At 67.7% G+C, this 13120-nt stretch carries 11 protein-coding genes; 8 read left to right on the forward strand and 3 right to left on the reverse strand.

Translation table 11 applies throughout. The features are described 5' to 3' along the window. Positions 1 to 200: 200 nt before the first annotated feature. On the reverse strand, positions 201 to 1388 hold the full coding sequence (locus ACNQPB_RS15945) for an acyl-CoA dehydrogenase family protein (RefSeq protein ID WP_498753348.1): 1188 nt from the start codon (positions 1386 to 1388) through the stop codon (positions 201 to 203). Positions 1389 to 1517: 129 nt separating this feature from the next. Here ACNQPB_RS15945 and ACNQPB_RS15950 point away from each other — a divergent pair, with 129 nt between their 5' ends. Continuing rightward, complete coding sequence (locus ACNQPB_RS15950; protein WP_498753350.1) at positions 1518 to 3050, forward strand: PucR family transcriptional regulator; 1533 nt, start codon at positions 1518 to 1520, stop codon at positions 3048 to 3050. On the opposite strand, the gene ACNQPB_RS15955 is transcribed toward ACNQPB_RS15950, so the two are convergent. Together ACNQPB_RS15955 and ACNQPB_RS15960 are read right to left on the reverse strand one after the other, a co-directional pair. Beyond that, a complete protein-coding gene (locus ACNQPB_RS15955) occupies positions 3047 to 4216 on the reverse strand; it encodes a CaiB/BaiF CoA transferase family protein (protein ID WP_498753352.1) in 1170 nt (389 codons plus the stop codon). The two genes, ACNQPB_RS15950 and ACNQPB_RS15955, sit on opposite strands and share 4 nt — an antisense overlap. A gap of 352 nt (positions 4217 to 4568) precedes the next feature. After that, a complete protein-coding gene (locus ACNQPB_RS15960; protein ID WP_498753354.1) occupies positions 4569 to 5528 on the reverse strand; it encodes a hypothetical protein in 960 nt (319 codons plus the stop codon). 54 nt (positions 5529 to 5582) lie between these two features. Between ACNQPB_RS15960 and ACNQPB_RS15965 the strand changes: the two genes are divergently transcribed. The 7 genes from ACNQPB_RS15965 to pyrG all read left to right on the forward strand — a co-directional run bounded on the left by ACNQPB_RS15965 (position 5583) and on the right by pyrG (position 13095). Further along, on the forward strand, positions 5583 to 6392 hold the full coding sequence (locus ACNQPB_RS15965) for a hypothetical protein (protein ID WP_498753356.1): 810 nt from the start codon (positions 5583 to 5585) through the stop codon (positions 6390 to 6392). After that, entirely contained in the window at positions 6385 to 7368 is a 984-nt protein-coding gene (locus ACNQPB_RS15970) for an HAD-IIA family hydrolase (RefSeq protein WP_498753358.1), read from the forward strand. Before ACNQPB_RS15965 ends, ACNQPB_RS15970 begins: the two co-directional genes overlap by 8 nt. Positions 7369 to 7400: 32 nt before the next feature. Then, positions 7401 to 7592 carry a hypothetical protein gene (locus tag ACNQPB_RS15975; protein WP_498753360.1) on the forward strand — a complete coding sequence of 64 codons (192 nt, stop codon included), beginning with the start codon at positions 7401 to 7403 and terminating at the stop codon, positions 7590 to 7592. A gap of 15 nt (positions 7593 to 7607) precedes the next feature. Next, entirely contained in the window at positions 7608 to 8414 is an 807-nt protein-coding gene (locus ACNQPB_RS15980; protein ID WP_498753362.1) for a TlyA family RNA methyltransferase, read from the forward strand. Between the two features lie 28 nt (positions 8415 to 8442). Then, on the forward strand, positions 8443 to 9465 hold the full coding sequence (locus tag ACNQPB_RS15985) for an NAD kinase (protein WP_498753364.1): 1023 nt from the start codon (positions 8443 to 8445) through the stop codon (positions 9463 to 9465). Positions 9466 to 9468: 3 nt separating this feature from the next. Then, a complete protein-coding gene (gene recN / locus ACNQPB_RS15990) occupies positions 9469 to 11208 on the forward strand; it encodes a DNA repair protein RecN (protein WP_498753365.1) in 1740 nt (579 codons plus the stop codon). A 129-nt stretch (positions 11209 to 11337) separates the two neighbouring features. After that, a complete protein-coding gene (gene pyrG, locus ACNQPB_RS15995; RefSeq protein ID WP_498753367.1) occupies positions 11338 to 13095 on the forward strand; it encodes a CTP synthase in 1758 nt (585 codons plus the stop codon). Positions 13096 to 13120 lie beyond the last annotated feature (25 nt).

Consider the following 13120-nt stretch of genomic DNA (forward strand, 5'->3'; position numbering starts at 1 on the left):
ACCCACAGCGCCGATGGTACTGCACCCGGGAGGGTGTGGGAGAGTAGGACACCGCCGGACAACCATTACAGGTCGAGGCCCCCGGAAGGAACCCCCAACAAGGGCTCCCCCGGGGGCCTCCCACATTTAATGTGTGCAAACACGATTCGTGCCCCGGTCCTTGGACCGGGGCACAGCCGTTTAACAGCCATCAGCCGGGCTCAGCGGAACGCGGGAATTCCCGTGATGTGATTGCCAAGGACCAAGGTGTGGACTTCGTCGGTGCCCTCATAGGTGCGCACGGATTCCAGGTTATTGGCGTGCCTCATAGGCGGGTAGTCCAACGTGATCCCGTTGCCGCCGAGCATTGCCCTGGCTTCCCTGCAGATCCCGATGGCTTCGCGGCAGTTGTTCAGCTTGCCCGCGGAAATCTGGTGGGGCTGCAGCTTCCCGGCTTCCTTGAGCCGGCCGATCTGCAGGGCCAGGAGCATGCCCTTGTTGATCTCGAGGGCCATGTTGACCAGCTTCTCCTGCGTCAGCTGGTAGCCGGCAAGGGGCTTGTCGAACTGGAGCCGCTGGCGCGAGTACCCGAGTGCGGTGAGGTAGCTGTCCCGCGCTGCGCCCATCGCGCCCCAGATGATGCCGTAGCGGGCCTCGTTCAGGCATTCGAAGGGGCCACGCAGTCCCTTGGCCCCCGGCAGCAGGGCCGAATCGGGAAGCCGGACGTCCCGGAGCTCGATATCGCACTGGATGGAAGCGCGCATGGACAGCTTGGGTTTGATCGGCGTCGCCTGGAATCCCGGAGTGTCCGTAGGCACGATGAAGCCGCGCACGCCGTCGTCGGTCATGGCCCAGATGATGGCGAGTTGCGCGATCGAGGCGAGGCCGATCCAGCGCTTTGATCCGTTGATGATCCAGCCGTCGCCTTCGCGCCGCGCGAAGGTCTTCATGCTGCCGGGATCGGATCCTGCTCCCGGCTCGGTCAGGCCGAAGCACCCCACCACGGCACCGGCCGCCATGCGGGGGAGCCAGTGCTGTTTCTGCTCCTCGCTGCCATGCTTGTGGATCGCGCTCATTGCGAGGGAACCCTGCACGCTGACAAAGGTCCGCAGCCCGGAATCGCCCGCTTCGAGCTCCAAAGCTGCAAGCCCGTATTCAACCGCGCTGCGTCCAGGGCAGCCGTAGCCCTTCAGGTGCATGCCCAACAGGCCGAGCGCGCCCATTTCCGGGATGATCTCCACAGGAAAGACCGCGTCCTCGTACCAATTCGCGATGTTCGGCCGGATCCTGGCGTCGACAAACGCACGGACCTTCTCGCGCAAGGCGAGCTCGTCCTCCGTGAAGAGGGAGTCGATATCCAGCAGGTCGGGGTCGTCGGGCACAGTTGCTCCATTGTTTTCGGGCGTCATTGCTCCACGCTAAGGCGCCGAAAGCGCTACTGGCATTGGATGATCCGCCCGGCAAGGCGCGGAAACTGGTTAGATTGTCCAGTCCGCCTTAGCCGACAGGGCTTTTCCGAACAACGATCAAAGGCAGCCATGATCAGCCTTGCGCAGCTTCAGCACCGGCTCGGTGCCGAACTTAGTCCGTGCGACGGTGCCGCGGTGCCGAGGCGGCAGATTTCCGGGGTGCACATCTCCGAACTTGAAGACCCGACTCCCTACCTGGAAGGCGGGGAATTGCTCCTCACCACCGGGATACCTCTCGCCCGAAACGTGTCGGGGAATGCCCCGCGCATTCATTCCTATGTGGAACGCCTGGTGGAACGCGATGTTTCCGCTTTGGGCCTGGGCCTTGGCGCCGGGCTCGACTCCGTTCCTGCCGCTTTGGCGGATGCGTGCGGGGACGCCGGGTTGGCTTTGCTGCTGGTGCCTGCGGGTGTGCCCTTCATGAATGTGTCCCGTGCGTATTGGGACCTCGTTTCCAAAGCCGGCCAGTCCGACCTTGTGGCGAGCCTGGGCACCCAGACGGCCTTGGCCCGCGCCGCGCTGCTGCCGGACGCGCATGCTTCCGTGATCAAGGCATTGGCCCAGGCCCTGGGCGGATGGGCCGCCTACCTGCCCGCAGCCCCGGCCGAACCGGAGGCTGAAACGTTCTGGCCGCCAGGCACGCACGGGTTGATTCCACAGCTGCGCGAACAAACTGCCCGGCTGAACCTGGGTGCGCTGCACTCGGCCGCCACGTTCCAGATCCACGGAAGCGACGTCGTCGAGCATCCCGTGCTGGTGGGCCGCCGCATCGGCGGTTTCCTGGCAGTGGGCGCCGGCCGGAAACTGGGCAAAGCGGATCGCCAGATCATCCAGACTGTCTGCATGCTGCTCTCGCTCAAAGCGCAGCAGGAGCAGGAAGCCCTTTCCGCGGGAGCTGCCCTGGATTCGGCTGTGGCCAAGCTGCTGCTGGGCGGCCACACGGATGCCGCCAGGATGCTGGCGCGCGATCTGTCCGTCCCGTTGCCTGAGGGTCCCGTGCGGCTGCTGCTCCTGAAGGGCGCCTCACCGGCTGGCGGCCGGAGCCCGGGCGAAGAAGCGGCCGACGTCGTCGGGCGCTTGCGTGCGGAACATCCGCTGCCGTGGCTCCCCGCCGCCGTCCGCGGGTGCCGGCTGCGGTTCTCCGACGGGACGGTGTCCTGTTTCATCCTGGAGGCCGTGCCTTCCACTGACGATGGGGAAGACCCGCCGGCTGCCGGCGCCGCCGGGCAGCCGCTTGAACGCGCAGCGTTGAGCCGGGTGCTGCCCCTGCATCGGCTTGCAGAAGCCCGTGACGCGCTGGTGGAAGTGCTTCTTTCCCAGCAGCCCGGAACGCTCGGTTTGCCCGGTAGTCCGCATGCTGCTGACGCGAAGGTGGAGGAGTGGATCGAGGCGCTGCGGAGCTTTCCGAGGGCCGACCTGGTGGGGACGGTGCGCAGCTACCTGAGGCACCGGGGCCAGTGGGAGGCCGCGGCCCGGGAACTGGCGGTGCACCGGAATTCCCTCCGGCACCGGATTGCCACCGCGGCCAGGATCATCGAGGCCGACCTCGACGATCCGGATGTCGCCGCCCGGCTGTGGTTGGGATTGCGGCGCACCAGCTAGCTCAGCCATTCGCGGAGCGCGGCATCGTGTTCGCCCAGCGACGGCGGCGCCTGGGTGCGCGGAGCCAGCGGCGGAGTCCAGCTGACCGGATGCCGGACCTGGCGTCCGACGGCGGCACCAGAGGAATCGTGCACCTCGATGGTGGGATCCAGGCCAAGGGAGCCGGCGAACTCAAGTCCCTCATCAATGCCGGCCACGCGGCCCGCGGGTACCCCGGCGGCCGTCAGGCGCTCCTGCCAGTGCGCGGCGGGAGCCGCAGACAGCGCCTGTTCCAGCAGCGCGACAAGCTCGGCGCGGTTGCGCACGCGCTCAGGATTGCCGGCGAACCTGGGCTCGGCGGCGAGGCCGGGCAGGCCAAGGACGGCGCCGAGGGCCGCGAACTGGGAGTCGTTTCCGCAGGCCACGGCCAAGGGGCCATCAGCGCACTGGAGCAACTGGTAGGGAGCGATCGACGGGTGGATGTTTCCCAGGCGACCCGGCACTGTACCTGCGCCGAGGAACGCCTGGGCCTGGTTGGCCAGGGCACCCTGCAGGCTCGAAAGCAGGTTGACTTCAAGCAAGGCCCCGCGGCCATGGGCGCTGCGGGCCTGCAGTGCAGCGAGGATGCCGATGGTGGCGTCCTTGGCGGTCAGCACATCCACCAGCGCCACGCCCGCCTTCATCGCTTCGCCGTCCGGCGCGCCCGTGATGCTCATCAGCCCGCCCATGGCCTGGACTACGAAGTCGTAACCTGGAATCTCCGCTCCGCCGCCGCTGCCGAAACCGGAAATGGACGCGTACACGAGGGCAGGGTTGTCCGTCGAGAGTTCCGTGTAGCCCAGACCCAGCCGGGCCATGGTGCCGGCCTTGAAGTTCTCCACCAGCACATCGGCACGCAGGGCAAGTTCGCGCGCCAGCTTCCGGTCCGCCGGATCGCCCAGGTCCAGGCAGAGCGATTCCTTGTTCCTGTTCACGCTGTCGAAATACGTTGAACCCGTGTCCGAAAAGGGCGGACCCCAGCGCCTGGTGTCGTCCCCGGTGCCCGGCCGCTCCACCTTGATCACCCGCGCGCCCAGGTCAGCCAGCGTCATGGTTGCCAGGGGGCCGGCGAGGACGCGGGAGAAATCCGCCACGAGGACACCCTCGAGGGGCAGCACGGTTTGCGGTGTCGCGTTGAGGTGATTCATGGAGTCCTTCCGCCGGCGGGAACTGATACAGCACACCCTAGGGCGGGCCGGGAGGGGCGTCGCTGGACGGTTCGTCCTGTCCGGGCCGGAACGTCCCGGGCCGCGATGTTTTACGGCACGCGGCCGCGGGACGGCTCCCGCCGGACGCGAAGGACGGCGACGGCGGCAGCTGAGTACCGCCGTCGTCCTCCGTCCCAGCTGTGATGCTTCCCACGGGAAGTCTCCAAAGCGCTCCGGAAATGCGGGAGCAGGGGCACCGTCGCCTAGAATTGCAGGAGACATACGAGCCGGATCCCGGCGGCGTGAGAACAAAATACGGATACGAGCGGCTGCGCATGCGCCAGTGGTCGGCTCACAACAGGAGGAATCCAACATGGCTGAGCACAACGGCGGAAACCGCGGCAACTACGGCGGCGGCCGAGGGGATCGCGGGCCCTTCCGCGCCAACAACAACTCCGGGGGCGATCCGCGCGGATTCCGTTCCCGCGATGACCGTGACGGCAAGCCGTCCGGCGATCGTGACCGTAAGCCGTTTGGTGATGGTGAGCGTAAGCCGTTTGGTGATCGTCCGCGTCGTGAGGGTGAGGAGCGCCGGAGCTTTGGTGAGCGTCCTGCCCGTGATGGTGAGCGCAAGCCCTTTGGCGACCGTGACCGTAAGCCGTTCGGCGATCGCGACCGTAAGCCGTTCGGTGATGGTGAGCGTAAGCCGTTCGGCGATCGCGACCGTAAGCCGTTCGGTGATCGTCCGCGCCGTGAGGGCGAGGAGCGTCGCAGCTTTGGTGAGCGTCCTGCCCGTGACGGTGAGCGCCGCAGTTTCGGTGACCGTGACCGCAAGCCCTTTGGTGACCGTGACCGTAAGCCGTTTGGTGATCGTCCGCGTCGTGAGGGTGAGGAGCGCCGGAGCTTTGGTGAGCGTCCTGCCCGTGACGGTGAGCGCCGCAGTTTTGGCGATCGCGGCCCGCGCAATTTCGATGGTCCGCGCCGTGAGGGCGAGGAACGCCGCAGCTTCGGTGAGCGAAAGCCTTTTGACCGTGACCGTAAGCCGTTTGGCGACCGTCCGCGCCGTGAGGGTGAGGAGCGCCGCAGCTTCGGCGACCGTGACCGTGACCGCAAGTTCGGCGACCGCCCGGGGCGCGGCCCCCGTAACTTTGACGGCCCCCGTGACGGCCGCGGAGCCGGTCCCCGCGAAGAGCGACCCGTCCGCGTTCCCAACGCCGCTGACCTGCGCAGCGCCAACCGCCCGGACCGCGACCGCTCGCCGGAAATCGACGACGACATCACGGGCCAGGAACTGGACCGCGCCACGAAGCACCAGATCAACACACTCGAAAGCACCAACGCGAGCTGGGTCGCCAAGCACCTGGTGATGGCCGGCCGCCTCATGGACATCGATCCCGAGGTGTCCTTCCAGCACGCCCTCGCCGCCAGTCGCCGCGGTGGCCGCCTCGCCGTCGTCCGCGAAGCCGTCGGTCTGACCGCCTACGCTGCCGGACACTACGGCGAAGCGCTGCGCGAGTTCCGTACCTACCGCCGGATCAGCGGCTCCAACGTGCACCTGCCCGTCATGGCCGACTGCGAACGTGGCCTCGGCCGCCCGGACCGCGCGCTCGACGTCGTCCGCTCCCCGGAAGCCCAGGACCTCGACGCCCCCGGCAAGGTTGAACTGGCCATTGTCGCATCCGGCGCCCGGGCCGACCTGGGCCAGCTGGATGCCGCCGTCGCCGAACTTGAGATCCCGCAGCTGGACATCAACCGTGCCTTCTCCTACAGCCCGCGCCTCTTCCGCGCCTACGCCGAGGCCCTGATCGCCGCGGGCCGCGCCGAAGAAGCAATCCGTTGGCAGCGCCAGGCAGTGGTGGCCGAAGATGCCCTGGGTGTCGGCCAGTTCGAGGAGCCGGACATCATCGATCTCGGCGAGGACGACGACGAACCCGTCAAGCCGCGCTACCGCCGCGACGAGGCAGCCGAAGCGGCACCTGAGGCCGGGGAAGCGCAGCCCGCTTTCGGCGAAAGCGAAGAAGAAGCCCCGGAAGGCGACGACGTCGAACTTGATGACGTCGAGTCCGACTACTTCGAATCCGACGACACCGAGTCGGACCGTGACTCGGTGGAAGAAGATGTCCTGGAGGATGCCGAAACCGACGAGGAGACCGCCGAAGGCAAGCAGAATGACTGAGACCCCCTTGCTGGCGGGCTTCGACTCGGTTCTCTCCGACCTCGATGGCGTGGTGTACGCGGGACCGCACGCCATCCCGGGCGCGGTGGAGTCCCTGTCCAGGCTTGGGGAAGCCGGCGTGGGCCTGGGGTACGTGACCAACAACGCCTCGCGTACCCCGGCCCAGGTGGCCGCGCACTTGCGCGAACTCGGCGCCCCCGCCGAAGACCACCAGGTGGTGAGCTCCTCGCAGGCCGCGGCCGTCCTCCTGGCCGAACTGCTGGCTCCGGGTTCCCACGTGCTGGTCACCGGCAGTGCCGCGCTCGCCCATGAGATCGAGCTGGTCGGACTCGTCCCCGTCCACGACGCCGCCGGGAAACCGGTGGCCGTCGTCCAGGGCTTCAACCCGGAAATCGGGTGGAAGCAGCTTGCCGAGGCCTCCTACGTGGTGGCCGGCGGGGCGCTGTGGGTGGCCACCAACACGGACATGTCCATTCCCCAGGCCCGCGGCATGGCCCCCGGCAACGGCACCCTGGTGGCGGCTGTCTCGGCTGCAACCGGCCAGACGCCCCGGGTCGCCGGCAAGCCCGAGGCACCGCTGTTCCACGCGGCCGCCAAGCGGCTGGGCTCCGAACGTCCCCTTGTCGTCGGCGACCGGCTCGACACCGACATCCTGGGCGGCAACCGTGCGGGATTCGCGACCGCGGCGGTGCTTACCGGCGTCGACACCCGCGAGTCGATCCTCGCCGCGCGTAGCCTGGAACGTCCCAGCTACCTGATCCTGGACCTCACGGCCCTCTACGAGCCGTACCCCGCGATCAGCGAGGACGGCGGACGCTTCCGCTGCGGCAACTCCACGGCGTCCGTGCAGGACGGCACGGTCACGGTCAGCGGGCCGGCGGACGAGTTGGATTCGTGGCGCGCGGCCTGCGCCGCCTGGTGGGCGGCCACTCCCGATGCCGCCGAAGCCACCGCCCCGAACGTTGTTTGGCTTTAGGGCCGGGATGGATCGAAAACTAGACTGCTGGCATGACTGACGTGAACGGGATTCCGGACGAGGCGCGCTGGCCTGACCTCCCGGACGACGGCGGCGATCCATTGGTCGACGCCGTCGTGGCCGGCCTGGCTGACATCCCCGCGGCCCCTGTGGAGGAACACTTGGCGCGATACACGGAGATCCATGACGCCTTGCTGTCCGCCTTGGACACCGAAGAAAGCTGAACGGGAAAGCTGATCATGGCACGTCTTGACCAGGAACTCGTCAGCCGCGGGCTGGCGAGGTCCCGCACCCACGCGGCCAAGCTCATCGCCGACGGCAAAGTCAGCTCCGGCGGCACCGTGCTGCTCAAGGCCTCGCTCCAATGCGCGGAAGACACGGCCTTGGAAGTCCAGGCCCACGCGGAGGACGCCTACGTCAGCCGCGCCGGCCACAAACTCGCAGGCGCCCTTGAGGCCTTCCCTGAAGTATTGGCTGAGGGCAAACGCTGCCTGGACGCCGGGGCCTCCACCGGCGGCTTCACCGACGTCCTGCTCAAGCGCGGCGCCGCGCAGGTAGTGGCGGTCGACGTCGGGCATGGCCAGCTGGTGCCGGCGCTGCGGGAGGATCCGCGCGTCGTTGTCCATGAGGGCCTCAACGTCCGGTACATGGATGCCGCGCAGATCGGCGGCGAAGCCGCCCTGACCGTCGCGGACCTGTCCTTCATCTCCCTGACCCTGGTCCTGGAGCCGCTGGCGGCGTGCACTGAACCCGGGGGAGACCTGCTGCTCATGGTCAAGCCGCAGTTCGAAGTCGGCCGGGAACGGCTGTCCCGCACCGGTGTGGTGTCCTCCCCGGAAGAACGACGCCGGGCGGTGGCCGGCGTGGCCCGGGCAGCTCTGGATGCGGGGCTCGATTTGTGCGGGCTGGCGGAGAGCCCGTTGCCGGGCCAGGACGGAAATGTGGAGTACTTCCTGTGGATGAAGCGCAGGATGTCGCCGGTCCTGCCTAAGATCGAAGAGCGCGACGGGCACGTCGACGCACTGTTGTCGAAGATCTGGACCTGAGAACAGGCCACGAGCGGAACGGAACACCATGAGCAGGCGCGTACTGGTCCTTGCCCACACCGGGAGGGAAGAGTCCCTCCGCGCAGCGTGGGATGCCTGCGACGCCCTGCATACCTCCGGCCTTATACCGGTCATGCAGAAATCAGAGCTCGCTGATGTGGAACGCTTCTTCGGCCACGTGGACAAACCGATCGAGATCCTTCACGAAGACGTCCGGCTCGAAGACGTCGAACTCGTCATGGTCCTGGGCGGCGACGGCACCATCCTGCGCGCCGCGGAACTGGTCCGCGAGGTCGACGTACCCATGCTCGGAGTGAACCTGGGCCACGTGGGCTTCCTCGCCGAGAGCGAACGGGCGGACCTCACCCAGACCGTCGACTGGATCGCCAGCCGCGAGTACACCGTCGAAGAGCGCATGACCATCGACGTGCAGGTGTGGGTGCGGGGCCAGAAGATCTGGCACACCTGGGCCCTCAACGAGGCCGCCATCGAAAAGGCGGACCGGGAACGCATGGTCGAGGTGGTCACCGAGGTGGACGAACGCCCGCTGACCTCCTTCGGCTGCGACGGCGTGGTGCTCGCCACCCCCACTGGCTCCACGGCCTACGCGTTCTCCTCGGGCGGTCCCGTGGTGTGGCCCGAAGTCGAAGCCCTGGTGATCGTGCCGATCAGCGCCCACGCCCTCTTCACGAAGCCCCTGGTGGTGTCCCCGCGCTCCAAGCTCGCCGTGGAAATCCTCAACCGCACCGACGCCAAGGGCGTGCTCTGGTGCGACGGCAGGCGTTCGGTGGACCTGCCGCCGGGGGCCCGTGTGGAAGTAACCCGGTCCACCCGCCCCGTGCGCCTCGCCCGCACCCACCAGACGCCGTTCTCGGCCCGCCTGGTCCGCAAGTTCGAGCTTCCCATCCACGGCTGGCGCGGCCCGGTGCCGCGTTCGGCCGAGATCCACACGGGCCCGGTCCCGCTGGTCCGCACGCCCATGCCCACGCCCCTGCCTGGCCCCCATGATCCCGGGCAGGAAAGCTCCGCCGAAGCTACAGAGGAGAGCTGATCCATGATCGAGGAACTGCGCATCCGCGACCTCGGCGTCATCACCGACGCCACCCTGCCGCTCGGCCCGGGACTGAGCGTGGTCACGGGCGAAACCGGCGCCGGCAAGACCATGGTGGTTACCGCCGTCGGGCTGCTGCTGGGCTCGCGTTCCGACGCGGGTGCTGTCCGGACCGGCGCGAAGTCCGCCTCCGCCGAAGCCCTGCTGAAGTTGGATCCCGGGCACACCGCCGTCGAGCGCGCCCTGGAGGCGGGCGGCGAGGCAGAGGAGTTCGAGGGCGGTGCCCAGCTCCTGCTCGCCCGGACCGTCGGTGCCGACGGCCGCAGCCGGGCGTTCGTGGGCGGTCGTTCCGCCCCCGTGGGGGTGCTCGCCGAGCTCGGTGAGAGCCTCGTGGTGGTGCACGGCCAATCCGATCAGATCCGGCTCAAGAGCGTTACGGCGCAGCGGAACGCCCTGGACCGTTTTGCCGGGACCGAGCTCGCAGGGGTCCTGGGCGGGTATCAGGAGCTGTACAGCCGCTGGAAGTCGGACCAGACCGAACTGGACGCCCTCCGCGGCGAAGCCCGGGAACGCCTGCGCGAGGCTGAATCGCTGCAGGCGGCGCTGGAGGAGATCGACGGCGTCGATCCCCAGCCCGGCGAGGACGAGTCCCTCAAGGGCGAGGCCGTTAAGCTGGCCAACGTGGAGGAACTGCGGATCGCCGCTTCGGCCGCCCATGAAGCTTTGATCGCCGAGGATTTCGGCGACAGCGGAGACGCCACCACGCTGGTTGACTCGGCCAAGCGGCTCCTGGAACAGGTGGCCGAGCACGATGAGGCGCTCGGTGCGGCGGCGTCCCGGCTCGCGGAGGTCGGCTTCCTGCTCAACGACATCGCCGCGGAACTCTCCAGCTACCAGGCGTCACTCGATTCCGAAGGCCCGGAACGGCTTGCCGAAATCGAGGAACGCCGGGCCGCGCTGGCCAAGCTCATCCGCAAATACGCCCCCAGCATCGACGAGGTCCTGGAATGGGCAGCCACTGCACGGGTCCGCCTGGACGAACTGCAGGACGACTCTTCCCGGATCGAAGCCTTGGAAGCGGCGGTGACCTCCGCCGAGGCGGAACTGCGCAAGCAGGCGGCCCGGATCAGCAAGGCCCGCGCCAAGGCCGCAAAAGGCCTCTCCGCACGCGTCAGCGCCGAACTGACCGCCCTTGCCATGGCCGACGCCACCCTGGTGATCGAGGTGCAGGACAGCGGGGAGCTTGGCCTGCACGGCCAGGATGACGTGGCGTTCCTGCTGCAGCCGCATTCGGGGGCACCCGCCCGTCCGCTCGGCAAGGGTGCCTCGGGCGGCGAACTGTCCCGGGTGATGCTGGCCATCGAGGTTGTCCTCGCGGCGGTGGACCCGGTCCCGACGTTCGTCTTCGATGAGGTCGATGCGGGCGTGGGCGGCAAGGCCGCCGTCGAAATCGGCCGCCGGCTGGCGATGCTGGCCCGCCACGTCCAGGTCCTGGTGGTCACGCACCTGCCGCAGGTGGCCGCATTCGCCAACCAGCACATCCGTGTGACCAAAACCTCAGTGCGGGGCGCGGACGGCAAAACCTCCACCGGGTTCACTTCCAGCGACGTGCAGCTGCTGGACGAGGACGAGCGGGTGCGGGAGCTGGCGAGGATGCTCGCCGGACAGGAGGATTCCGAGTCCGCCCGCGCCCACGCGCAGGAATTGCTCGACGACGCCAAGCTCCTGCCGCAGCCCGCTTAGCCTCAGCGGGGTCCCCGGACGGCTCCCGGGAAGGCATTTCCGCGGGCAGGCTCTTGCCCGCGGGTGGCGCCGCGGGAGAGCATGGATCATTTGGGGAAACAAGCGGCGGAACCCTTGGAGGCGCAATTGATGATAAGCTCGAATTCCGTGGTGCAGCGATCTAATTCCCGTGTAAATTCCCGGTTCCCGGGCTCGTCCAAGACGACCAAACACATCTTTGTCACCGGCGGTGTGGCGTCCTCGCTCGGAAAGGGACTGACGGCATCCAGCCTCGGCCACCTGCTGCGGGCACGCGGTCTGTCTGTAACTATGCAGAAGCTCGATCCCTACCTGAACGTGGATCCGGGCACGATGAATCCTTTCCAGCACGGCGAAGTCTTCGTCACCGACGACGGCGCCGAGACGGACCTCGACATCGGACACTACGAGCGCTTCCTCGATGAAAACCTCGAAGGCTCGGCCAACGTCACAACCGGCCAGATCTACTCGACCGTCATCGCCAAGGAACGCCGCGGGGAATACCTCGGCGACACCGTCCAGGTCATCCCGCACATCACCGATGAAATCAAGCGCCGCATGCGCCTGCCTGCCGAAGGCCAGAACGCTCCGGACGTCATCATCACCGAAATCGGCGGCACCGTAGGCGACATCGAATCCCAGCCCTTCCTGGAATCCGCCCGCCAGGTCCGTCAGGACATCGGCCGCAACAACGCCTTCTTCCTGCACGTTTCCCTGGTGCCGTACATCGGTCCTTCCCAGGAACTGAAGACCAAGCCCACGCAGCACTCCGTGGCGGCGCTGCGCTCCATCGGCATCCAGCCCGAGGCGATCGTGATCCGTTCGGACCGCGAGGTCCCCGACGCGATGCGCGAGAAGATCGGCCGCATGTGCGATGTCGATATCGACGCCGTGGTCAACGCTGCGGATGCGCCGAGCATCTACGACATTCCCAAGACCCTGCACTCCCAGGGCCTGGACTCCTACATCGTGCGCGCCCTGGACCTGCCGTTCAAGGACGTCGACTGGACCAAGTGGGACAAGCTGCTCGAAGCTGTCCACAACCCGAAGCACGAGGTCGAGATCGCCCTGGTGGGCAAGTACATCGACCTCCCGGATGCCTACCTGTCCGTGACCGAGGCCCTGCGTGCCGGCGGCTTCGCCAACGAGGCCAAGGTCAAGATCCGCTGGGTCCCCTCGGACGAGTGCGAAACCCTCGAAGGCGCCCAGAAGTCCTTGGCCGGCGTGGACGCCATCTGCGTCCCGGGCGGCTTCGGCATCCGCGGCCTTGAGGGCAAGCTCGGCGCCCTCAAGTTCGCCCGCGAAACCCGGCTCCCGGTCCTGGGCCTGTGCCTCGGCCTGCAGTGCATGGTGATCGAGTACGCCCGCAACGTTGTCGGCCTGGAGGGTGCCTCCTCGTCCGAGTTCGAGCCGGATTCGAAGTACCCGGTCATCGCCACCATGGAAGAGCAGCTGGACATCGTGGACGGCAAGGGCGACCTTGGCGGCACCATGCGCCTGGGCCTGTACGAAGCCAAGCTGGACGAAGGCTCGGTTGTCGCCGAAACCTACGGCGCCACCGCAGTCAGCGAACGCCACCGCCACCGCTACGAGGTGAACAACAAGTACCGCGAGCAGATCGCGGCCGAGGGCTTGGTGTTCTCCGGCACCTCCCCGGACGGCAAGCTGGTTGAGTTCGTCGAACTGCCCCGCGAAGTGCACCCGTACTACGTGGCCACGCAGGCGCACCCTGAGCTCAGCTCCCGCCCGACCCGCCCGCACCCGCTGTTCGCCGGCCTGGTGAAGGCCGCCCTGGACCGCCGCAACGCACCCGCGGCAGAAGTTCCGGCAGCCAAGGCGGCAAGCAAAGCAACAGCAGCAGCAAAGTAGTTCACAGCACCCGCAAAGGACGGCG

Source organism: Curtobacterium sp. LFS079 (genome assembly GCF_047977865.1).
Lineage (GTDB): Bacteria > Actinomycetota > Actinomycetes > Actinomycetales > Micrococcaceae > Arthrobacter.